The organism is Enterobacter cloacae complex sp. ECL411 (genome assembly GCF_021869665.1).
GTDB classification, from domain to species: domain Bacteria; phylum Pseudomonadota; class Gammaproteobacteria; order Enterobacterales; family Enterobacteriaceae; genus Enterobacter; species Enterobacter intestinihominis.
Genome location: NZ_CP091486.1, coordinates 1,934,642 through 1,955,520 on the forward strand (window position 1 = coordinate 1,934,642; position 20,879 = coordinate 1,955,520).

Consider the following 20,879-nt stretch of genomic DNA (forward strand, 5'->3'; position numbering starts at 1 on the left):
GCACATGTTAAGCATTAAAGATTTACAGGTTAGCGTGGAAGAGAAAGAGATCCTTCGTGGGCTCAATTTTGACGTCAAACCGGGTGAAGTTCACGCCATCATGGGGCCAAACGGCTCCGGGAAAAGTACGCTTTCAGCGACGCTGGCAGGACGCGAAGATTATGAGGTCACCAGCGGCTCCGTTGAGTTTAACGGCAAGGATCTGCTGGAGATGTCGCCTGAAGAGCGTGCCGGTGAGGGCATCTTTATGGCCTTCCAGTATCCGGTGGAAATCCCGGGCGTCAGCAACCAGTTCTTCCTGCAAACCGCGCTGAACGCGGTGCGCAAGTATCGCGGGCTTGAGGCGCTGGATCGCTTTGACTTCCAGGATCTGATGGAAGAGAAAATCAAGCTGCTGAAAATGCCCGAAGATCTGCTCACCCGCTCGGTGAACGTGGGTTTTTCTGGCGGTGAGAAAAAACGTAACGATATTCTGCAAATGGCGGTTCTTGAGCCGGAGCTGTGCATTCTCGATGAAACCGATTCAGGGCTGGATATTGATGCCCTGAAGATCGTTGCCGACGGCGTAAACTCTCTGCGTGACGGTAACCGCTCATTTATTATCGTGACTCACTACCAGCGTATTCTGGACTACATCAAACCGGACTATGTCCACGTGCTTTATCAGGGGCGCATTGTGAAATCCGGTGACTTTACGCTGGTTAAACAACTGGAGGAGCAGGGTTATGGCTGGCTTACCGAACAGCAGTAATGCACTCCAGCAGTGGCACCGACTGTTTGAAGCCCAGGGTGGAGCGCGCTCTGAACAGGCTCAGCACCATCTCCAGCAGATGCTGCGTCTCGGTTTACCGACGCGTAAGCATGAGAACTGGAAATATACCCCGCTGGACGGCCTGCTGAACGGCGAGTTTGTCACCCGTCTGGCGCAGGTTAGCCCCGGCCAGCGCGATGTGCTGGCGCTGAGCGTGGATGCCGTGCGTCTGGTGTTTGTAGACGGGCAGTTTCGTGAGGAACTCAGCGACAGCGTACAGGAGAGCGGGTTCGATATCGCCATTAACGACGAGCGCCAGTCGTTGAGTGCTCCGGTCCAGCCTGACGTCTTTCTGCACCTCACAGAGAGCCTGTCTAAGTCTGTCACCCATATTCACGTTAAGCGTAACCAGCGCCCGGCGAAACCGCTGCTGCTGATGCATATCACCCAGGGTGTTGAGGGCGGCGAGATCAACACCGCCCACTATCGCCACCATCTCGAGCTGGCAGAAGGGGCAGAAGCGACGGTAATTGAACATTACGTTAGTCTGAACGACACCCGCCATTTTACCGGCTCGCGTCTGACGATGAACGTGGCGGCCAACGCCCAGCTGCACCATATCAAGCTGGCGTTTGAGAATCCGCTCAGTCACCACTTCGCCCACAACGATATTCTGCTGGGCCAGGATGCCGCGGCTTACAGCCACAGCTTCCTGCTTGGCGGCGCGGTGCTGCGCCACAATACCAGCACCCAGCTGAACGGTGAGAACACTACGCTGCGTATTAACAGCCTGGCGATGCCGGTGAAGTCAGAAGTGTGCGACACGCGCACCTGGCTTGAGCATAACAAAGGCTACTGCAACAGCCGTCAGCTGCACAAAACCATCGTCAGCGACAAAGGACGTGCGGTGTTTAACGGCCTGATCAATGTGGCGCAGCACGCCATCAAAACTGACGGGCAGATGACCAACAACAACCTTTTGCTGGGACGTCTGGCAGAGGTGGACACCAAACCACAGCTGGAAATTTATGCGGACGACGTGAAATGCAGCCACGGCGCAACGGTCGGGCGTATTGACGATGAGCAGATGTTCTACCTGCGCTCTCGCGGGATAGACCAGCAGGCCGCGCAAAAGATGATTATTTACGCCTTTGCGGCTGAGCTGACGGAAGCGCTGCCCGATGGCGGACTTAAACAGCAGGTGCTGGCCCGTATCGGTCAGCGGCTGCCTGGAGGCGAAGCATGACATTTCCCGTAGAGAAAGTCCGGGCAGATTTTCCGGTACTGACCCGTGAAGTGAACGGTCTGCCGCTGGCCTATCTCGACAGTGCGGCCAGCGCGCAAAAACCGAATCAAGTGGTGGATGCGGAAGCCGAGTTTTACCGCCACGGTTATGCGGCGGTCCATCGCGGGATCCACACTCTGAGCGCCGAGGCGACCCAGCGCATGGAAAACGTGCGCACGCAGGTTGCGGCGTTTCTCAACGCGCGTTCGCCGGAAGAGCTGGTGTTCGTGCGTGGCACCACCGAAGGGATCAACCTGGTGGCTAACAGCTGGGGCAATGCGCAGGTGCACGCGGGGGATAACATCATCATCACCCAGATGGAGCACCACGCTAACATCGTGCCCTGGCAGATGCTCTGTGAGCGTGTGGGGGCGCAACTGCGGGTGATCCCGCTAAACGAAGACGGTACGCTTCAGCTTGAACAGCTGGACGCCCTGCTTGACGACAGAACGCGGCTGGTAGCGGTGACCCACGTTTCAAACGTGCTGGGGACGGAAAATCCGGTGGCGCTGATCGTCGACAAAGCCCATCAGGCCGGTGCGAAAGTGTTGATTGATGGTGCCCAGGCGGTGATGCACCATGCGGTTGACGTTCAGACTCTGGACTGCGATTTCTACGTCTTCTCCGGGCACAAGCTGTATGGTCCGACGGGCATCGGCGTGTTGTATGTGAAAGAGGACATTCTCCAGGCCATGCCGCCGTGGGAAGGGGGCGGGTCAATGATTGCCACCGTCAGCCTGACGGAAGGCACAACCTACGCCCGGGCGCCCTGGCGCTTCGAGGCGGGCACGCCAAACACAGGCGGGATCATCGGGCTGGGCGCGGCCATTAGCTACGTATCTGAAACGGGGCTGGCGGCGATTCAGGAGTACGAACAGCTGCTGATGCAATATGCCTTGCAGGAGCTTGCCGGCGTCCCGGATCTGACCTTATATGGCCCTGCTGACCGTCTGGGTGTGATAGCCTTCAACCTCGGCAAGCATCACGCTTATGATGTGGGCAGTTTCCTGGATAATTACGGCGTCGCCGTACGTACCGGGCATCACTGCGCGATGCCACTGATGGCGTATTATCAGGTACCGGCCATGTGCCGCGCATCGCTGGTGATGTACAACACAACGGAAGAGGTCGACAGACTGGTGGCGGGACTAAAACGTATTCACCAGCTGCTTGGCTAACGGAGAGGCGAGAGATGGCAGATTTGCCGGACAGAGATAAGTTGCTGCGTAACTTTGGGCGTTGCGCAAACTGGGAAGAGAAATACCTTTATATTATCGAGCTAGGTCAGCGCCTGCCGCCGCTCAGCGAAGAGGCGCATAACCCGGACAACATCATTCAGGGCTGCCAGAGCCAGGTCTGGATCCAGATGCAGCAGACGGATGATGGCGTAATCGATTTACAGGGTGACAGCGATGCCGCCATTGTGAAGGGGCTTATTGCCGTCGTATTTATTCTTTATCACCAGATGTCGGCGCAGGATATTGTCGCCTTTGACGTTCGCTCGTGGTTTGAAAAAATGGCCTTAACCCAACACCTCACCCCGTCCCGCTCCCAGGGACTGGAAGCGATGATCCGCGCCATACGCGCCAAAGCCACAATCCTTAGCTAAACTGACAGAACAGCATTCATTCTGTTTCGCGGGGTGGTTTCCACCTCGCTGGTTTTTCAGCTTTCTGACGTTTGGTCAGTGAATAAGGAATCTCAGCATGAAGCGCGCGTCTCTAATAACTCTATTACTCCTTGGTTCGCTCAGTGCTGTTAATTCAGCCAGGGCGGTTGATTATCCTTTACCGCCCGCAGGCAGCCGCCTGATTGGGCAAAATCAGACATACACCATTCAGGAAGGCGACAATAAGCTCCAGGCTATCGCTCGTCGGTTTAATACCGCCGCACAGCTTATCCTTGAAACCAATAATACCATTGCACCGGTAAACCCTGCGCCAGGAACGGTCATTACCATTCCTTCCCAGATGCTGCTCCCGGACACCGAGCGTGAGGGCATTGTGGTGAATCTGGCGGAGCTGCGTCTTTACTTCTATCCGCCTGGCGAAAATATCGTGCAGGTCTATCCGCTGGGTATTGGTCAGCTTGGGCTGGAAACACCGGTCAGCACCACCCGTGTGAGTCAGAAAATCCCTAACCCTACCTGGACCCCCACAGCGGGCATCAGAGCGCGCTCACTGGCGCAGGGCATTAAACTGCCGCCTGTGGTACCCGCAGGGCCAAATAACCCGCTGGGGCGCTTTGCGCTGCGTCTGGGCATCGGGAATGGGGAATATCTTATTCATGGCACCAGCGCGCCGGATAGCGTAGGGCTGCGGGTCAGCTCGGGCTGTATGCGAATGAACGCGCCGGATATCAAAGCGTTGTTTGAACAAGTGCGCGTCGGCACGCGGGTGCAGATTATCAATGAGCCGGTTAAGTTCTCCGTCGAGCCGGACGGCAAACGTTATATCGAGGTGCACAGGCCGCTGGCGCAGGCTGAGGGCGAAAACCCACAGACGGTGCCGTTCACGCACTCGGCGGCGTTTACCGCCTTCGCAGCGGAATCAGGTAGCGATAAAACGCTAATCGACAAAGCTCTGGCGCGCAGAGCCGGGATCCCGGTTGCCGTTTCAGCAGGCAATGGTTCGTCAGCCAGCAATTCTGTCCTGTCGGTTCAGAACAGTCGTGTCTCAGCGGCGGTGACGGAAGGCGAGGGAGAGAAAGCGCTTCAGTAGAAGTTTGACGAAGGCAAAAAAAATGGCGCACAATGTGCGCCATTTTATTAACAGGTACTATTACTTACGGTATTTAGTAGCCTGGTTGTCCAGACGCTGGTTAGCGCGAGCTGCGTCGTCTTTAGCAGCCTGAACGTCGGAACGCATTGCGTTCACGTCGTTGCTCAGCTGGTCAACTTTAGCGTTCAGAGTCTGAACGTCAGAAGACAGCTGATCGATTTTAGCGTTGCTGGAGCAACCTGCCAGCAGAGTAGAACCCAGGATTACCGCGCCCAGTACCAGTTTAGTACGATTCATTATTAATACCCTCTAGATTGAGTTAATCTCCATGTAGCGTTACAAGTATTACACAAAGTTTTTTGGGTTGAGAATATTTTTTTGATGGGATTACGCCTATTTTTGATCGTTCGCTCAAAGAAGCAACGAAATCGGCAATTTTGACGAAAAAGCTATGTTAAAAAAGGCATTTTTCATCGGATTCATCTTAGATAAATCGCGATTAAATAGAAAAACCCGATTTGCTTTTTGAATAGTTCTGGTTAATGGCGGGAATAAAAAAAGCGCCCCGAAGGACGCTTTTTAACAAAACAATAATTTGTTCGTGAAATATTACAGTACGTGGACAGATGCAGTGTTGGTTGTACCGCTTGGTACCAGTGCACCAGAAACCATAACCACCACGTCGCCTTTCTGAGCCAGGCCACAATCAACCAGTTCCAGAGCCACTTCTTTACCCAGACGATAGAAATCATCGGTAGAGGCAATCTCTTTCACCAGGTGTGGGATCACGCCTTTGCTCAGCACCAGCTGACGCGCGGTGGTTTCGTTGGTGGTCAGCGCCAGAATGGTCGCATCCGGGAAGTATTTACGCACGGCACGCGCAGATTTACCGCCCTGGGTCGCCACGACAATCAGTGGGGCTTCCAGTTTCTCGGCGGTTTCTACCGCACCACGGCACACGGCTTCGGTGATGCGCAGTTTACGGCTGTCGTTGTTGTAATCCAGACGGCTTTTCATCACGCGGTCGGTACGCTCACAGATGGTCGCCATGATGCCGACCGCTTCCAGAGGGTATTTCCCTTTTGCAGATTCGCCAGACAGCATAACGGCATCGGTACCGTCGAGGATGGCGTTTGCCACGTCGCCGGCTTCAGCGCGGGTAGGGCGTGGGTTTTTGATCATGGAGTCCAGCATCTGCGTTGCGGTGATAACCACTTTACGCGCGCGAACGCATTTCTCGATCATCATCTTCTGCGCGAAGATCACTTCTTCAACCGGGATTTCTACGCCCAGGTCGCCACGCGCTACCATGATACCGTCAGACGCTTCAAGGATTTCGTCGAAGTTGTTCAGGCCTTCCTGGTTTTCGATCTTGGAGATGATCTGAATGTTCTCACCGCCGTGCGCTTTCAGGTGCTCACGGATCTCAACCACATCAGAACGTTTACGGATGAAAGACGCCGCAACGAAGTCCACACCTTGTTCGCAGCCGAAGATCAGGTCTTGTTTGTCTTTTTCAGCCAGCGCTGGCAGAGCAATGGACACACCCGGCAGGTTAACGCCTTTGTTTTCGCCCAGATCGCCGTTGTTCAGCACTTTACAGATAACCTTGTTACCTTCAATCGCGGTCACTTCCATGCCGATCAGGCCGTCATCTACCAGCACGGTGTTGCCAACGGACAGATCGCTGGTGAAGCCTTCGTAGGTCACGGCAACGATTTCGTTATTACCTACAACGGATTTGTCGGTGGTGAAGGTGAAGGTCTGGCCCGCTTTCAGGGAAACGTCGTTACCGCCTTCCAGTTTGATGGTGCGGATTTCAGGACCTTTGGTGTCGAGCAGGATTGCCGCTTTTTTCCCGGTCTTGCTCATCACGTTGCGCAAGTTCTGAATACGCTGACCGTGTTCAGCATAGTCGCCGTGGGAGAAGTTCAGACGCATCACGTTCATGCCGGCATCCAGCATTTTGCTCAGCATCTCTTCGGATTCGGTTTTCGGGCCGATAGTACAAACAATTTTCGTCTTTTTCATGACAGTCTTAGTCTTTAAGTTGGGAAGGATATGGAAATCTCGCTCCGGGGGCGCACCGCCGCGGAGTCAAACCTGTGTTGCGAAAGAGTATATGACACGCACTAAGAATAGGTGACATCAAATGAGCGTGCAGAAGAAAGTGTGCCTGAGTGCCAGCCCAACGAAGGAGAGGAGAAGTAGTACGTTGTTTTTTGTATTCCAAGCGCTGAAACCATTCACCAGGGATTTGGCGCGCATTATACGCTGATTCACAGTAAAAAGGAAAATGGAAACAGCGTTTCAAAAACATTCTGTGCAGATTCACATAAGTTTGTTATCAAGGCGTTAAGGCCTAATGTCATCTTATGACGGCAGGCGCAACGCCCGCCGTTTTTTGCTCACTTTTCCAGCGCCTGTTGAAGGTCGGCGATCAGATCCTTCGCATCCTCAATCCCCACCGACAGGCGTATCAGCTGCGGCACAATGCCGTTTGCAAGACGCTGCGCCAGTGGAATGGAGGCGTGGGTCATGCTGTAGGGCTGGCTCACCAGACTCTCCACCCCGCCCAGGCTTTCCGCCAGGGTAAAGAGCGTAAGATGACGAATCACCTCTGTCGCGCGTTGCGCATCGCCTTTTATCACGACAGAGATCATGCCTCCCGGCAACGCCATTTGTCTGCGGGCAAGCGCATACTGGGGGTGTGACTCCAGCCCGGGATAGAGCACGCTCTCTATCTGCGGATGCTGCTCCAGCCATTGCGCAATCGCCAGCGCGTTGGCACTGTGCTTCTCAACGCGCAGGGAGAGGGTGCGAATCCCCCGTAGCGTCAGGAAGCTGCTGAACGGATCCAGAACGCCGCCAACCGCGTTTTGCAGATAGCCCAGACGCTCCGCGAGATCCTTATTTGCCCCGACAACAGCCAGCCCGGCAACCACGTCTGAATGACCGTTGAGATATTTGGTGGCGGAGTGAACCACAATGTCGAACCCCGCCTCCAGCGGCCGGTGAATGACCGGGGAGGCGAAGGTATTATCCGCCACGCTGATCGCATTATGGCGCCGGGCAATGTCTGCGATGGCCTCCAGGTCGGCCAGTTTCAGCAGCGGGTTCGTCGGCGTTTCCACCCAGATCATGCGGGTGTCCGGGCGAATGGCGGCCTCAAGTCCGGCTACATCGTCCGGCTTAACCCAGCTCACCTGTAACCCGGTGCTGTGCTTGCGCACGTTTTCGATCAGGCGATACGTACCGCCATACACGTCGTCAATGGCAACGATATGGCTGTCTTTATCCAGCAGTTCGAGCACGGTGGAAATGGCCGCCAACCCTGACGCGAAGGCGTACCCGCGCGTGCCGCCTTCCAGTTCGGAGATGGCGGTCTCCAGCGCATGGCGGGTTGGGTTGCCGCTCCGGGAGTATTCGTAGCCGGTATGTTCACCCGGTGCCGGTTGCGCAAACGTCGACGTGGCGTAAATTGGCGGCATCACGGCGCCGTGCGTGTCGTGATACTCACCGCTGTGAACGCTGAGGGTGGCCAGGTTTTTCATCTTTTGCTCCTTTTATTTCGTCAGGCGGTTACGCCAGGTGGTGAGTACGTCACTGCGTGTGATCAGACCCAGAAAGCGGTCTTCGTCATAAATAATCGCCACCAGGCCACGGTCAAAAATGGTGTACAGGGCGCTCTCCGGGGCCTGCTTATCCAGATATTCGACCTGACGCGTCATGGCCGCCGTCACGGGGAGAGAGAAGCGATCGGCATCTCCCCCGATGTGCCGCAGCAGGTCCCACTCGTCGATGATGCCGACAACATTGTTGTTATCGAGCACCGGCAGCTGGGAGATGTCGTACAGGCGCATGCGGGCCAGCACGGTGGAAAGCGTGTCGTCCGGGGCGGCAGTCACCGTCGCGCCTTCATCGTGGCGCAGGGCAATATAGTCCGAGAGATCGCCTGCCTGCGGACGCGAAATCAACCCCTGCTGGCGCATCCAGTCGTCGTTGAACATCTTTGAGAGGTATTTATTGCCGCTGTCGCAGGCGAAGGTGACCACACGTTTTGGCGTAGTCTGCGCCTGGCAATATTTCAGCGCCGCCGCCAGCAGCGTGCCGGTGGAGGAGCCTGCCAGGATCCCTTCCGTTTTTAGCAGATCGCGGGCGGTGGTGAACGCCTCGCGATCGGTAATGCGCCAGGCGCGGTTAACCCCTTCGATGTGCGCCAGCGGAGGGATAAAGTCTTCGCCAATCCCCTCAACCAGCCACGATCCGGCATCGTGATGGCGTCCGGTCTCAACCTGGTCCGCCAGCACCGACCCGGCCGGATCGGCAAGCACAAATTCCGTCTGCGGCGAATGTTCTGCAAACCACGCCTGTAAGCCACCCAGCGTACCGCCGGACCCCACGCCGACGACGATGGCATCGATCTGGCCGTCAAGCTGTTCAAACAGTTCCGGTGCGGTAGTGGTGTGGTGCGCCAGCGGATTGGCCGCGTTATTGAACTGGTCGATATAAAACGCGCCTGGCAGTTCGTTCGCCAGCCGCCGGGCATAATCCTGGTAGTAGGCCGGATGCCCTTTATTCACATCCGAGCGGGTCAGCACGACCTGCGCCCCTAACGCGCGCAGGTGGAAAATCTTCTCGCGGCTCATTTTGTCCGGCACCACCAGGATCAGCGAGTATCCCTTTTGCGCCGCAATCAACGCCAGCCCCAGGCCGGTGTTCCCCGCCGTGGCTTCAATAATGGTGCCGCCGGGCCGTAGCTGCCCCATACGCTCGGCCTCGTTAATCATCGACAGCGCGACGCGGTCTTTAATCGAGCCGCCTGGATTCTGATTTTCCAGCTTCAGAAACAGCGAGCAGGGGCCGGTATCCAGCTTGTGCAGCTGGATGAGTGGCGTATGGCCAATTAGTTCGGTGACGGAGTGGTAAAGCGTCATGGTCATGTCCTGTGAAGAGGTGATGACCGGATGATAGGACCATGAAATTTTCTCAATAAAGAACGTTTCACTGGGTTATAGAACAGAAAGGAATAATCCTTATTTTTTTGGATGGAAAGACAGCAAGACGTAGAGTTGTCCGGATGTGAGGATGGCTATATCAGTACATAGTGCTGCAAAATTAACCAATTTCGTCGGATGAATGAGACCTGATATGCAAAGGGCAGATAATTATTGCAGATATTCATCTAAATGCTTTTCACCCGCCAGTTCGCTGCTTATTCCGCTGCATTATAAGAAATTCTTTTTTGGTCATTTAAAAGCTGATAACGGCTGTTTACTATCTTTTGGACATCCATACTGCTAAACCGCTATATGCGTAACGGATAACGAATAAGAATGATCGTACTCAGTAATATTTCGAAGGTTTTTGACAACGGGAAGCTGGCGCTTACAGCCGTTGATAACGTCAACTTGACGATAGAGCAGGGACAGATTTACGGGATCATTGGTTACAGCGGGGCCGGGAAAAGTACGCTTATCCGTCTGCTGAACGGTCTGGAAAAGCCCAGCGCCGGCAGCGTCACCATTAACGGTCAGGATATCTCCGCCGCGAAGGGAGAAGCGCTGCGTCAGGCACGCCTGAAAATCAGCATGGTGTTCCAGCACTTTAATCTGCTCTGGTCGCGCACGGTGAAGGAAAACATCGCCTTTTCAATGCAAATTGCCGGTGTGCCAAAAGCGCAAATTCAGGCTCGCGTTGCCGAGCTGGTGGAGCTGGTCGGCCTGAAGGGGCGCGAGAATGCCTACCCGTCCCAGCTGAGCGGCGGGCAAAAACAGCGTGTGGGCATTGCCCGCGCGCTGGCCAATCATCCGGACGTACTGCTGTGTGACGAAGCTACCTCGGCGCTGGATCCGCAGACCACCGATCAGATCCTCGATCTGCTCCTGGACATTAACCGTCGTTTTAACCTGACCATCGTACTCATTACGCATGAGATGCATGTGGTGCGCAAAATCTGCGACCGCGTGGCGGTAATGGAGAACGGCAAGGTGGTGGAAGAGGGGGAGGTACTCAGCGTGTTTACGCATCCTCAGCAGCCGATCACCCGGCAGTTTGTCCGCCAGGTGAGCCAGTACGCGGAGGAAGAGACCTTCAATACCGAACTGGCAAATGAGCTGGAGGGCGCGGTCATCAAGCTCACCTTCACCGGGCACAGCACGCACAGGCCGATCGTCGGTGAACTGACCCTGCGCTACGGCCTGCCGTTTAACATCCTGCACGGCAAAATGACGCAAACCGCCCACGGTGTTTTCGGGCAGCTCTGGGTGCACGTGGTGGCATCGGATGAACAACTGAACAATATCCTCGCCGACCTGAAGCAAAGCGATATTGAAGGCGAGGTAATCAAGCATGGCTGAAGAACTCTTTCCGCACCTGAAGTGGGATCAGCTTTGGGCTGCAACCCAGGAGACGCTCTACATGACCGCGCTTTCCGGCGTGGCGACGTTTGTTCTGGGGATCGCGCTCGGTCTGGCGCTGTTTTTAACCGCCCGCGGCGGGTTATTCCACAACCGCACGGTCTACAGCGTGATGTCGATTGTGGTGAACGTGTTCCGCTCGATTCCGTTCATCATTCTCATTGTTCTGCTGATCCCGTTCACCAAGACCGTTGTGGGGACCATTCTCGGCGCTAACGCTGCGCTGCCCGCCCTGATTGTGGGCGCCGCGCCGTTCTACGCCCGTCTGGTCGAGATTGCCCTGCGGGAAGTGGATAAAGGGGTAATTGAAGCCACGCGTTCGATGGGCGCGCGGCTGAGCACGTTAGTGTTTCGGGTTTTACTGCCGGAATCTTCACCCGCACTGGTTTCAGGTATGACGGTGACGCTGATTGCGCTGGTGAGCTACAGCGCAATGGCGGGGGTGATAGGTGCCGGCGGTTTGGGAAATCTGGCTTATCTGGAAGGATTCCAGCGCAACCATGGTGACGTCACGCTGGTGGCAACGGTGACCATTCTGATCATCGTGTTCATTATCCAGTTCTGCGGCGATGCCATTACTTCACTGTTAGATAAACGCTAATAAATACACACAGGAACCACATCATGAAAAAGACACTGACACTGATCGCCGCAGCCACCCTGAGCGCCCTGAGCTTTGCCTCCTGGGCGGACACGCTCACCGTGGGGGCGTCCAACACCCCGCACGCGGAAATTCTGGAGCAGGCTAAGCCGATTCTGGCGAAGCAGGGTATTGATCTGGAGATTAAACCGTTCCAGGACTACATTCTGCCAAACACGGCGCTGGCAGGGCATGACATTGATGCCAACTATTTCCAGCACATCCCTTACCTGAACAGCGTGCTTAAAGATCATGCGGGCGATAAGGATTATGATTTTGTCAGTGCAGGCGCAATCCACATTGAGCCGATCGGTATCTATTCAAAAAAATACAAATCGCTGAAGGATCTGCCGGAAGGCGGCAAAATCATCATGCGTGATGCGGTTTCCGAGGAAGGGCGTATTCTCTCCATCTTCGAAAAAGAGGGCGTGATCAAGCTGAAGCCAGGCATCGATAAAGTGACCGCGCGCATCAGCGATATTGTGGAGAACCCGAAAAAGCTGCAATTCACCCCTAACGTCGAGGCATCTCTGCTGCCGCAGATGTACAACAACGATGAAGGTGCTGCGGTGGTGATCAACGCCAACTACGCAATTGATGCCGGTCTGGATCCGGTCCACGATCCAATTGCGGTTGAAAGCGGTGAGAATAACCCGTACGCCAACATCATTACCGTTCATCGCGGTGATGAGAAGAAGAAGGATATCGTCGCGCTGGTGAACGTGCTGCACTCCAAAGAGATTCAGGACTGGATCCGCACCAAATACAAAGGCGCGGTCATCCCGGTAAACAACTAATCGCCTGATTTTCCAGACGAAGCCCGGCGAACAACACGCCGGGCTTCTTTTTTGTATCCAGCCGACGAATGATTTAAGCTGACGGTTTAGGGCAACGGAGTGATGGCAATGGGCAATGTGACCAAAGACGAAGCGCTGTACCAGGAGATGTGTCGGGTGGTAGGCAAGGTCGTTCTGGAGATGCGTGACTTAGGGCAGGAGCCCAAGCATATCGTGATTGCCGGGGTACTACGTACCGCGCTGGCGAACCAGCGCGTTAAGCGCAGTGAGTTGACCACCAAAGCGATGGAAACGGTGGTTAAAGCGCTGGCCGGTTAGGACGAAGCGTCTCGCGAGTTTTTCAGATCCCGCATATCAACAGTCATTATTGTTATTTCCTCTTCATGATGAAGGCGTGTTTAACTGAGTCCAGGTTAAGCGAGAAGGGTAATGACGATGAAAAAATGGATAAGCACGTTACGGCGGTTTTTTGCGCCCCGACCAGCGAATGCGGAGAACAGCGCGCAACGTGTTCTTGAGTCAATACTGCCTGTCGCCAGCCTCTATGGCGTGGACGTAGCCAACATCGACCCGGAGTGGTTCTATGTTAAAACGTCACGCTGAACTTCGCCGGACGCGCGAAATGTACTGGAATGAGCTGTGCGTGATGCGTGTAAAGTGAGAATGAAGGGAAAAATGCCCTGGCTAATCCTCGGTAAACGATAGCCGTTTTGTTACCACTATCTCCTTTCTCAGATGGAGATGATAATGAAACGGACAGTATTAACCCCCGCGCTTTCTGCCACCGTGCTATTGCTTGCCATGCAGGCGGCACACGCTGGTCCACAGGCGCATGTTGTATGCAGTTATTCCCATACCCTCGGCGATGATGCCATTATGATGTACGGCATGCCCAACGAGGCCATGCTGCACGATTTTTTTGGTAACGTGCAAACGGATGCTTACTCCAGCCGTGAATCGCTGCGTACCCAGGAAAAGACCACCTGCGATAACAAAGCAGACAGCTCGGCCTACTGGGCTCCGTCGCTAAAATTACCGGACGGAACGGTGGTCAAACCCGCCTATCAAAAAACCTATTATCAGGCATCGAACGTTGACGCCTGGCCGCTGCACCCGTTCCCGGCGGGGCTGTCGCTGCTGGCGGGCGATCATCACGGCACCGCGCCAAATCCACATATCACCTTTTTATGCGCCAACGGCAAGGGCTACACCACCAGAACGGGTGAAGTCTGCGGCTTACGCAAGGCGAAGGATGCCGTGCAGTTTAATATCGGCATTCAGTTCCCGAACTGCTGGGACGGGGCCAACCTGAAGCCCGCCCACGGCCTGGCTAACGCCACCTACGATACGAAAGGACAGTGTCCGTCCGCCTTCCCGGTGAAGATCCCGACGGTGAACATGAATATTGCGTACGTGCTTCCGACAATTAGCTCTCTGGATACCAGTAAAGTCCAGCTTTCCCTCGACCCCACCATGCATGGCAGTGAACGTGAAGAGCGATGGGGGAGCCTGTATACGGCGCATGCTGACTTCATGAACGGCTGGACGGAAGATGCCGCGCGCTTTATGACCGACCTGTGCATGAACCGCGGAATGGATTGCGGCACCACCGTGCCGTATGGTTATTCAAAAGCGAAGGCCAACGTCTGGCTCAGCAGCATGGAACCCGCACTTTCACAGCCCGATCCCCAGGTCTTACTGGTGCAGGATAACTGGAAGAACGGTGGACGCACGAAAAACAGCGAAACATTGTCGCTGGTGAAGTTCAACATCCCTCCGCTGCCTGCCGGACAGGATCCTGCCCAGTTTAAATACCGCGTGAGAATTTATGGCGGGAAAGTGGAAACCAACGGCGCGGATCAAATCTTCTTCTATCCGGCGAGTAACGACTGGGATCCGGCCACCGTGAGCTGGCATTCACGGCCGTCCTGCAACTATCGCTCGGATGCGGTGCTTTACCTGAACCACTCCCGCGAATACCGGATGGTGGACGTGGATAAAGCGGTGCGCAAGGCGCTGGCAGAAGGGAAAACCGAAATTTCGTGGTATATCGGCGGCGATCGTCAGGGAAACCACTATCAGTTTGAGACGGGGTCATCTCAACAAAGCCTGATCCTGATGCTGACCGGGTTTAGCAAAACGCCGGAGATCTGATAGCGCGTGAAACCCTCATGCATAAAAAAAGCACCGGGGCTTCCGGTGCTTTCTCGTCAGATCTTGCAGGCATCGCCGCAGTCGTCATCGGCGACAATCGCCTGGGCTTTTTTATCCGCATCGTCGAGACGTTCCGCGTTGCGCTCTTCTGCTTCATCCAGCCCGTTAAAGACTAAGTTATCGAGATCAATTTCCATGTGCCACCTGCGTTATTCAGTTTTTGATACTGGCACAGTATAAGTCAAAAAAAGCGGGCCAGGCACCCCTCAGCACATATGGATAATCCCTGCCATACTCAGTGCTTTATTGCTGAGGAAAGCCGATGATTACACTCTGTAAAACCTGCGGTACCGCTTACGATAAACAGCCCAAAAACTGCCCGATTTGCGACGATGAGCGCCAGTATGTCCCGGTGACGGGCCAGGCATGGACGGACTTCGACAGCCTTACGACCACGCACACCAACAAATGGCAACAGCTGGAGCCGCAGCTGTTCAGCATCAAAACCGTTCCCGCTTTTGCCATCAACCAGCGGGCGCTTCTGCTGAGTACGCCGCAGGGCAATGTTCTGTGGGACTGCATCGCCAACCTCGATCCGGCGACCAGAGCGTTAGTTGACGCGCTCGGGGGCATCAGCGCGATCGCGATTTCGCACCCGCATTACTACACCACCATGCAGGAGTGGGCCGCCGCGTTTAACGCGCCGATCTACCTGCACGCCAGCGATCGGCAGTGGGTGATGCGTGACAGTCCGGCGATACGCTTCTGGGAGGAGGACGCCCTGGAGATTATGCCGTCGGTGACGCTGCTGCGTCTGGGCGGGCATTTTGCAGGCGGCACGGTGCTGCACTGGCAGTCAGGCGACGGCGTGCTGCTGGCCGGTGATATTTTGCAGGTTACGCCTGGTAAGGACGCCGTGTCGTTTATGTGGAGTTATCCGAATATGCTGCCGCTGCCTGCCCGCACCGTTGAGGCGGTGATCGGTCGACTGACCGGGAAAACGTACCAGCGACTGTACGGGGCCTTTGAAGGGCAAAACATCCCGGCGAACGCAGATGAGATTGTGCAGCGGTCGGGCCAGAAATATATTGCTTGTCTCCGCTAAGGCACGGTGGTTAAATTTTACGAGTGTGATCGCGATCATACCTAAACTAAAACAGATAAAAGAGAAATGGCTATGCAACATATCATTGAAGGTTTTCTCAGCTTTCAAAAAGAGATTTTCCCGCAACGTAAAGAGCTTTTTCGTAGTTTAGCGTCCAGTCAGAATCCCAAAGCGCTGTTTATCTCCTGCTCCGACAGCCGTCTGGTTCCGGAACTGGTCACGCAGCAGGAGCCAGGACAGCTCTTTGTCATTCGAAACGCGGGCAACATTGTGCCACCGTTCGGGCCGGAGCCTGGCGGTGTCTCTGCAACCATCGAATACGCGGTAGTGGCCCTTGGCGTGACCGATATTGTTATTTGCGGCCACTCCAACTGCGGCGCGATGAAGGCGATTGCTGACAACGCCGATCTGGAGCCGATGCCAGCCGTTTCCCACTGGCTGCGCTATTCTGATGCGGCAAAAGCGGTGGTTGAGAAGAAAACCTGGGATCAGCCAATCGATAAAGTGAATGCGATGGTGCAGGAGAACGTCTTTGCTCAGCTGAGCAACATCAAGACCCATCCGTCGGTGGCGGTAGGCCTGCGCAACAACGCCATTCGCCTGCACGGCTGGGTATATGACATCGAAAGCGGCAAAATCCTTGCCCTGGACAAGAACACTAAATCCTTCGTGTCGTTGTCGGAAAACCCGGAAGTCTTCTTCGAGTAATCCGACACCGCAGGGCAGGGAAGCCCTGTTAAAACTCCGTGTAAGGTAACTTCCGTCGCACGCCAGATGCAGGATTCCCCGCCGCTTTCGCCATCGCTTTACCAATTTCAGCGCACTCAGACAAACCCTGAACAAACGGATGATCGTGCATCAGCCAGGGGATCGCCCCAAAAGCGATACGTCCGCGCAGAGACGCAGGTGACAGCAACGTGTAGTCTTCCCCCACGTCCGGTATTTCATCCCCCGTTTCCTCAAGCTGTTTGCGCAGCGTCGGGAAGGGAATATCCTTATTTCTGAGCGGTTTCTGCCCGCGGGCATCGATAAAGACGTCGAAGCGATAACGCTTTTCTCTCGTGGTGATGACGGTCTGATCGCTGCCGATATCCAGGGCGTAATCATCACCGAGTGCGACTACGCTAATGATCCCTGCCTCGCGCAGTGCCAGTAACCGGCGGATAGACTGCGGTGGAATGGCGGCATAGTTATCAATAAACACACGCTCCAGCCCGGATTTAAACCGTTCTCTGTCACGCTCATTGAGTGAAGGGACAATGGCCTGAACTACTTCATGCAGACGAAGCACGGTATAGCGCCAGGCAACGGTGCGTTTCTCGCACTTATTGCGCTCCACTTCTTTCAGATTCGCTTCGGCCCAGGTGAAAGGACCATGCTTTTTACGATCCTCAAACCAGACATCACGAAGCGTGTCAGCATTCAGCGTGCCGATCGCTATCGCCTGGCACCAGCGCGGATCGGCCAGCTCAAGCTCTTTCACCATCAGCGCAAAGATGCGGTCAAGCAGCCCGTCAGGGCCTTTGGCAATTTCGCTTTCTGCCACAGACTCCGTTAACACCGACAGCGGTTCATAAGGGATAGGGCAGTAAAAGTCGGCCTCCGGGAGAACGCCCGAGCGGGACATCAGCGTGATGTTTAGCCCCTCACTGCCTTTATTGACAACGAACTGCTCCCCGCTAAACCGACCATGCTGCATTACTACCGCCATAGCAGCGTCCAGTCCGCTCAGGGAGGTACCCATAATCCCCACCTCACAGGCTCGGATATCCGCGTCCATCAGCCCCGACCATGGGCTTGGGAAATAGTCGCGGGTGGATTCATCTTCATCAGGCCAGACGTGACCGGTGGCGACCACTGCAAGATCAAACCGCCTTGAGAAAGGGGCATCGTTCACTGACAGGGCCACGCCGTCTGCATCAGCCTTAATATCAGTGACTTCTGCGTTGGGGTGAACCTCGATATGAAACCCAGCCTTTTTCGCCTCGGCAACGACGGCGAGAAAGCGGTCGTGAAAATATTCACCCAGCAGAATACGCGGCAGAAACTGCCGGTCATTCAGTCTGTCTTTGTCGACGTTATAGCGGGCAAGATGGGCTTCACTCTGCTGTTTGAGCCAGTCGAGGTAGGTGATAAAAATGGGCGGGATTTCGATACTGGCGATATTCGCCAGCATCAGCCGGGAGTTATCCTCGTCGCTGTAGGGCATCCCTACGCCGGGTTGGTCTGCTTTTTCGAACACGGTGATCGACAGCGGTGCTGCGTTGTTAAGAAGTGAGTAAAAGGTGTAAATCCCTGTTGGGCCTGAGCCGATAATGGCGATTTTTTTCATCGAAAGCGTTCCTGCGTTTCTGAACCATACAACAAGCGTAGCAGGAGAAAGGTTAAGCCGTTTAATTAAGGGAGTAATTAAGACGTTTTGAAGAGGGCATGGCGTACCCCCTCCTGAACTTAGGGGGAAGTTATATGCTGTTATCGCCTGATTGAGTAGATATAATTCAGTCTGATATGGTGAAAGGAAAGATTGTTTTGGTTCCAGTCTTATCGATAATATGCAGGCCAGGGATTTTAACAAGAGATAGATTTTTGAATATATGGCGAGCCAATATTATTCGTGTATTTATAATAGCGAGTGATGGAACAGTCCAGAATTGTACTATTCCATGCCTTCTATAAAGTAACAAAATAATCTGATTTCCAGCTTTTAAAACAACTTTCTGTGAGACTCACAAAAGGGTCGTGAGGACGTTTAGGCAGGTGCTGCGTGGCGTTCTTTTTTACCCTTATCAGTAGAAAATTATTAAGAAAAATCCATATGCAGATTTTTGATCTGAAAAGTTGATCATGAATGGGCTTTTGCTCTAATATGGTTTTGTAAAGACCCGTCACTCACTTAACTCGTATTTCTTGCAAAGAAAGGGACTGCTATGGCCGATTCATTTCAGAATGAGGTGCCCAAGGCACGCATAAATTTAAAGCTGGCGCTGCATACAGGCGGCGCGCAGAAGAAAGTCGAACTGCCGCTTAAACTTCTCACCGTCGGTGATTTCAGTAATGGAAAAGAGAATCGTCCATTGTCCGAAAGGAAGAAAATCAACGTCAACAAAAATAACTTTAATAGCGTACTTTCGGAATTTAACCCGGAGGTTAATCTGACGGTGCCTAACACCATGGCTGTCGATGGTTCGGAGGAAAGTATAAAACTGAATTTCTCCGATATTAAGGATTTCGAACCTGAACAGGTTGCCCGCCAGATCCCCCAGCTCCGCGCCATGCTGGCCATGCGTAATTTATTACGCGACCTCAAATCCAATCTTCTTGATAACGCCACTTTCAGAAAAGAACTCGAGAAAATTCTTAAAGACCCGGCGCTGTCTCAGGAATTACGCGACGAAATGAGTGCACTGGCCCCGAAATAAGCGGCATGTGTAATTTAATGGATTAACCGGGAATATGCTGATGTCTGTGAATAGTGAAACCGCCTCCGCGCAGGGGCAGACCATCGTACTGGAAAAAGAGGGCGTTTACGCCTCCCTGTTTGAAAAAATCAACCTGACTCCGGCCTCGAGCCTGGGTGATATCAATGCGTTTCTGGATGATGCCGCGCTTTCTGACGCGCCGGCGGGTGAACGCCTGACGGCGGCGATGCAGGTGTTTATGGACTGCATCCGCAAATCTGGTCAGCCCGTGGAGAAGCTCGACAAGACCCTGATTGACCACCATATCGCCGAACTGGATTTCCAGATCAGCCGTCAGCTGGATGCCGTAATGCATCACCAGGCGTTCCAGAAGGTGGAGTCCCTGTGGCGCGGCCTGAAGCAGCTGGTGGACAACACCGACTACCGCCAGAATGTGAAAACCGAGATTCTGGACGTCTCCAAGGACGACCTGCGCCAGGATTTTGAGGATGCACCGGAACTGATCCAGAGCGGCCTCTACTGGCACACCTATACCGCCGAATACGACACCCCGGGCGGCGAGCCGATTGGCTCAGTGATTTCATCCTATGAATTTGACGCCAGTCCGCAGGATGTGGCGCTGCTGCGCAACATCTCGAAAGTGTCTGCCGCCGCACACATGCCGTTTATTGGCTCTGTCGGCCCGAAATTCTTCCTGAAAGACTCTATGGAAGAGGTTGCTGCGATTAAGGATATCGGCAACTACTTCGACCGCGCTGAATACATCAAGTGGAAATCCTTCCGCGATACTGACGACGCCCGCTACATCGGCCTCGTGATGCCACGCGTGCTGGGGCGTCTGCCGTATGGCCCGGACACCGTACCGGTGCGCAGCTTTAACTACGTTGAGCAGGTGAAAGGCCCGGATCATGAGAAATACCTGTGGACCAGCGCGTCGTTCTCCTTCGCGTCAAACATGGTGAAGAGCTTCATCAATAACGGCTGGTGCGTGCAGATCCGTGGCCCGCAGGCGGGCGGGGCGGTGAAAGATCTGCCTATTCATCTGTACGATTTGGGTACCGGCAACCAGGTGAAAATCCCGTCTGAGGTGATGATCCCGGAGACCCGCGAGTTTGAGTTCGCCAACCTCGGCTTTATTCCGCTCTCGTATTACAAAAACCGCGACTATGCCTGCTTCTTCTCGGCGAACTCCGCGCAGAAACCGGCGCTGTACGACACCGCAGATGCCACGGCCAACAGCCGCATCAATGCCCGTCTGCCGTACATCTTCCTGCTGTCGCGTATTGCGCACTATCTGAAGCTCATCCAGCGCGAGAACATCGGCACCACCAAGGACCGCCGTCTGCTGGAGCTGGAGCTGAATACCTGGGTGCGTAGTCTGGTGACGGAAATGACCGATCCGGGCGATGAGTTGCAGGCATCTCATCCGCTGCGTGACGCGAAGGTGGTGGTGGAAGATATCGAAGACAACCCGGGCTTCTTCCGCGTGAAGCTGTTTGCGGTGCCGCACTTCCAGGTGGAAGGCATGGATGTGAACCTGTCTCTGGTGAGCCAGATGCCGAAAGCGAAAGCGTAAGGCGGTAGCAGGG

Annotated in this window: 21 protein-coding genes; 15 read left to right on the forward strand and 6 right to left on the reverse strand. The window is 54.6% G+C overall.

Going from position 1 to position 20,879, the window contains the following annotated elements; genetic code table 11:
• The first annotated feature begins 4 nt into the window (after positions 1-4).
• The 5 genes from sufC to L3069_RS09335 all read left to right on the forward strand — a co-directional run bounded on the left by sufC (position 5) and on the right by L3069_RS09335 (position 4,756).
• The gene (gene sufC, locus L3069_RS09315; RefSeq protein ID WP_022647874.1) at positions 5-751 is read left to right on the forward strand and encodes a Fe-S cluster assembly ATPase SufC; all 747 of its coding nucleotides are present in this window, start codon (positions 5-7) and stop codon (positions 749-751) included.
• A complete protein-coding gene (gene sufD, locus L3069_RS09320) occupies positions 726-1,997 on the forward strand; it encodes a Fe-S cluster assembly protein SufD (RefSeq protein WP_022647875.1) in 1,272 nt (423 codons plus the stop codon). The genes sufC and sufD overlap by 26 nt, the downstream gene beginning before the upstream one ends.
• Positions 1,994-3,214, forward strand: coding sequence for a cysteine desulfurase SufS (gene sufS / locus L3069_RS09325; protein WP_038415917.1), 1,221 nt, complete (start codon positions 1,994-1,996; stop codon positions 3,212-3,214). Before sufD ends, sufS begins: the two co-directional genes overlap by 4 nt.
• A 14-nt stretch (positions 3,215-3,228) precedes the next feature.
• Entirely contained in the window at positions 3,229-3,645 is a 417-nt protein-coding gene (gene sufE / locus L3069_RS09330; protein ID WP_038415918.1) for a cysteine desulfuration protein SufE, read from the forward strand.
• 97 nt (positions 3,646-3,742) lie between these two features.
• Positions 3,743-4,756, forward strand: coding sequence for a L,D-transpeptidase family protein (locus L3069_RS09335; protein ID WP_038415919.1), 1,014 nt, complete (start codon positions 3,743-3,745; stop codon positions 4,754-4,756).
• 60 nt (positions 4,757-4,816) lie between these two features.
• Here the strand turns inward: L3069_RS09335 and lpp are convergent, their stop codons facing one another.
• From lpp to L3069_RS09355, 4 genes are all read right to left on the reverse strand, one after another.
• Positions 4,817-5,053, reverse strand: coding sequence for a murein lipoprotein Lpp (lpp, locus tag L3069_RS09340; RefSeq protein WP_001082307.1), 237 nt, complete (start codon positions 5,051-5,053; stop codon positions 4,817-4,819).
• A gap of 312 nt (positions 5,054-5,365) precedes the next feature.
• On the reverse strand, positions 5,366-6,787 hold the full coding sequence (pykF, locus tag L3069_RS09345) for a pyruvate kinase PykF (protein ID WP_015570703.1): 1,422 nt from the start codon (positions 6,785-6,787) through the stop codon (positions 5,366-5,368).
• 377 nt (positions 6,788-7,164) lie between these two features.
• Positions 7,165-8,310 carry a PLP-dependent aspartate aminotransferase family protein gene (locus L3069_RS09350; RefSeq protein ID WP_236901914.1) on the reverse strand — a complete coding sequence of 382 codons (1,146 nt, stop codon included), beginning with the start codon at positions 8,308-8,310 and terminating at the stop codon, positions 7,165-7,167.
• Between the two features lie 12 nt (positions 8,311-8,322).
• Positions 8,323-9,693: a cystathionine beta-synthase gene (locus L3069_RS09355; protein ID WP_038415921.1), complete on the reverse strand. Its 1,371-nt coding sequence runs from the start codon at positions 9,691-9,693 to the stop codon at positions 8,323-8,325.
• 399 nt (positions 9,694-10,092) lie between these two features.
• Here L3069_RS09355 and L3069_RS09360 point away from each other — a divergent pair, with 399 nt between their 5' ends.
• From L3069_RS09360 to L3069_RS09385, 6 genes are all read left to right on the forward strand, one after another.
• Positions 10,093-11,115, forward strand: a complete 1,023-nt coding sequence (locus L3069_RS09360; protein ID WP_023299939.1) for a methionine ABC transporter ATP-binding protein — start codon at positions 10,093-10,095, stop codon at positions 11,113-11,115.
• Positions 11,108-11,776 carry a methionine ABC transporter permease gene (locus L3069_RS09365; protein WP_017384621.1) on the forward strand — a complete coding sequence of 223 codons (669 nt, stop codon included), beginning with the start codon at positions 11,108-11,110 and terminating at the stop codon, positions 11,774-11,776. The genes L3069_RS09360 and L3069_RS09365 overlap by 8 nt, the downstream gene beginning before the upstream one ends.
• A 23-nt stretch (positions 11,777-11,799) precedes the next feature.
• Positions 11,800-12,612 carry a MetQ/NlpA family ABC transporter substrate-binding protein gene (locus L3069_RS09370; RefSeq protein WP_003857677.1) on the forward strand — a complete coding sequence of 271 codons (813 nt, stop codon included), beginning with the start codon at positions 11,800-11,802 and terminating at the stop codon, positions 12,610-12,612.
• Positions 12,613-12,720: 108 nt separating this feature from the next.
• A complete protein-coding gene (gene fumD, locus L3069_RS09375; protein WP_003857676.1) occupies positions 12,721-12,930 on the forward strand; it encodes a fumarate hydratase FumD in 210 nt (69 codons plus the stop codon).
• 117 nt (positions 12,931-13,047) lie between these two features.
• Positions 13,048-13,215 (forward strand): hypothetical protein, encoded by a 168-nt coding sequence (locus tag L3069_RS09380; protein ID WP_022647883.1) that lies wholly within the window; start codon positions 13,048-13,050, stop codon positions 13,213-13,215.
• Positions 13,216-13,359: 144 nt separating this feature from the next.
• Positions 13,360-14,766 carry a DUF1996 domain-containing protein gene (locus L3069_RS09385; protein WP_023299940.1) on the forward strand — a complete coding sequence of 469 codons (1,407 nt, stop codon included), beginning with the start codon at positions 13,360-13,362 and terminating at the stop codon, positions 14,764-14,766.
• Positions 14,767-14,822: 56 nt separating this feature from the next.
• Here the strand turns inward: L3069_RS09385 and L3069_RS09390 are convergent, their stop codons facing one another.
• The gene (locus L3069_RS09390) at positions 14,823-14,963 is read right to left on the reverse strand and encodes a hypothetical protein (RefSeq protein ID WP_003857665.1); all 141 of its coding nucleotides are present in this window, start codon (positions 14,961-14,963) and stop codon (positions 14,823-14,825) included.
• A gap of 125 nt (positions 14,964-15,088) precedes the next feature.
• Here L3069_RS09390 and L3069_RS09395 point away from each other — a divergent pair, with 125 nt between their 5' ends.
• Together L3069_RS09395 and L3069_RS09400 are read left to right on the forward strand one after the other, a co-directional pair.
• Positions 15,089-15,871, forward strand: a complete 783-nt coding sequence (locus tag L3069_RS09395; protein ID WP_038415922.1) for an MBL fold metallo-hydrolase — start codon at positions 15,089-15,091, stop codon at positions 15,869-15,871.
• A 72-nt stretch (positions 15,872-15,943) separates the two neighbouring features.
• Positions 15,944-16,579 carry a carbonic anhydrase gene (locus L3069_RS09400; protein ID WP_022647889.1) on the forward strand — a complete coding sequence of 212 codons (636 nt, stop codon included), beginning with the start codon at positions 15,944-15,946 and terminating at the stop codon, positions 16,577-16,579.
• Between the two features lie 28 nt (positions 16,580-16,607).
• Here L3069_RS09400 and L3069_RS09405 read toward each other — a convergent pair whose 3' ends face one another.
• A complete protein-coding gene (locus tag L3069_RS09405; protein WP_038415923.1) occupies positions 16,608-18,203 on the reverse strand; it encodes an FAD-NAD(P)-binding protein in 1,596 nt (531 codons plus the stop codon).
• Positions 18,204-18,798: 595 nt separating this feature from the next.
• Here L3069_RS09405 and tssB point away from each other — a divergent pair.
• Together tssB and tssC are read left to right on the forward strand one after the other, a co-directional pair.
• Entirely contained in the window at positions 18,799-19,290 is a 492-nt protein-coding gene (tssB, locus tag L3069_RS09410) for a type VI secretion system contractile sheath small subunit (RefSeq protein ID WP_023300236.1), read from the forward strand.
• A 34-nt stretch (positions 19,291-19,324) separates the two neighbouring features.
• Positions 19,325-20,866 carry a type VI secretion system contractile sheath large subunit gene (gene tssC / locus L3069_RS09415; protein WP_072202206.1) on the forward strand — a complete coding sequence of 514 codons (1,542 nt, stop codon included), beginning with the start codon at positions 19,325-19,327 and terminating at the stop codon, positions 20,864-20,866.
• Positions 20,867-20,879 lie beyond the last annotated feature (13 nt).

Coding starts and splice junctions, on each gene's coding strand:
- sufD (WP_022647875.1), top strand. CDS start 726: ATGGCTGGCTTACCGAACAGCAGTAATGCACTCCAGCAGTGGCACCGA.
- sufS (WP_038415917.1), top strand. CDS start 1,994: ATGACATTTCCCGTAGAGAAAGTCCGGGCAGATTTTCCGGTACTGACC.
- L3069_RS09405 (WP_038415923.1), bottom strand. CDS start 18,203: ATGAAAAAAATCGCCATTATCGGCTCAGGCCCAACAGGGATTTACACC.
- L3069_RS09395 (WP_038415922.1), top strand. CDS start 15,089: ATGATTACACTCTGTAAAACCTGCGGTACCGCTTACGATAAACAGCCC.
- lpp (WP_001082307.1), bottom strand. CDS start 5,053: ATGAATCGTACTAAACTGGTACTGGGCGCGGTAATCCTGGGTTCTACT.
- L3069_RS09350 (WP_236901914.1), bottom strand. CDS start 8,310: ATGAAAAACCTGGCCACCCTCAGCGTTCACAGCGGTGAGTATCACGAC.
- L3069_RS09380 (WP_022647883.1), top strand. CDS start 13,048: ATGAAAAAATGGATAAGCACGTTACGGCGGTTTTTTGCGCCCCGACCA.
- pykF (WP_015570703.1), bottom strand. CDS start 6,787: ATGAAAAAGACGAAAATTGTTTGTACTATCGGCCCGAAAACCGAATCC.
- sufE (WP_038415918.1), top strand. CDS start 3,229: ATGGCAGATTTGCCGGACAGAGATAAGTTGCTGCGTAACTTTGGGCGT.
- tssB (WP_023300236.1), top strand. CDS start 18,799: ATGGCCGATTCATTTCAGAATGAGGTGCCCAAGGCACGCATAAATTTA.
- L3069_RS09355 (WP_038415921.1), bottom strand. CDS start 9,693: ATGACGCTTTACCACTCCGTCACCGAACTAATTGGCCATACGCCACTC.
- fumD (WP_003857676.1), top strand. CDS start 12,721: ATGGGCAATGTGACCAAAGACGAAGCGCTGTACCAGGAGATGTGTCGG.
- L3069_RS09390 (WP_003857665.1), bottom strand. CDS start 14,963: ATGGAAATTGATCTCGATAACTTAGTCTTTAACGGGCTGGATGAAGCA.
- L3069_RS09370 (WP_003857677.1), top strand. CDS start 11,800: ATGAAAAAGACACTGACACTGATCGCCGCAGCCACCCTGAGCGCCCTG.
- L3069_RS09365 (WP_017384621.1), top strand. CDS start 11,108: ATGGCTGAAGAACTCTTTCCGCACCTGAAGTGGGATCAGCTTTGGGCT.
- L3069_RS09360 (WP_023299939.1), top strand. CDS start 10,093: ATGATCGTACTCAGTAATATTTCGAAGGTTTTTGACAACGGGAAGCTG.
- L3069_RS09400 (WP_022647889.1), top strand. CDS start 15,944: ATGCAACATATCATTGAAGGTTTTCTCAGCTTTCAAAAAGAGATTTTC.
- sufC (WP_022647874.1), top strand. CDS start 5: ATGTTAAGCATTAAAGATTTACAGGTTAGCGTGGAAGAGAAAGAGATC.
- L3069_RS09385 (WP_023299940.1), top strand. CDS start 13,360: ATGAAACGGACAGTATTAACCCCCGCGCTTTCTGCCACCGTGCTATTG.
- tssC (WP_072202206.1), top strand. CDS start 19,325: ATGCTGATGTCTGTGAATAGTGAAACCGCCTCCGCGCAGGGGCAGACC.
- L3069_RS09335 (WP_038415919.1), top strand. CDS start 3,743: ATGAAGCGCGCGTCTCTAATAACTCTATTACTCCTTGGTTCGCTCAGT.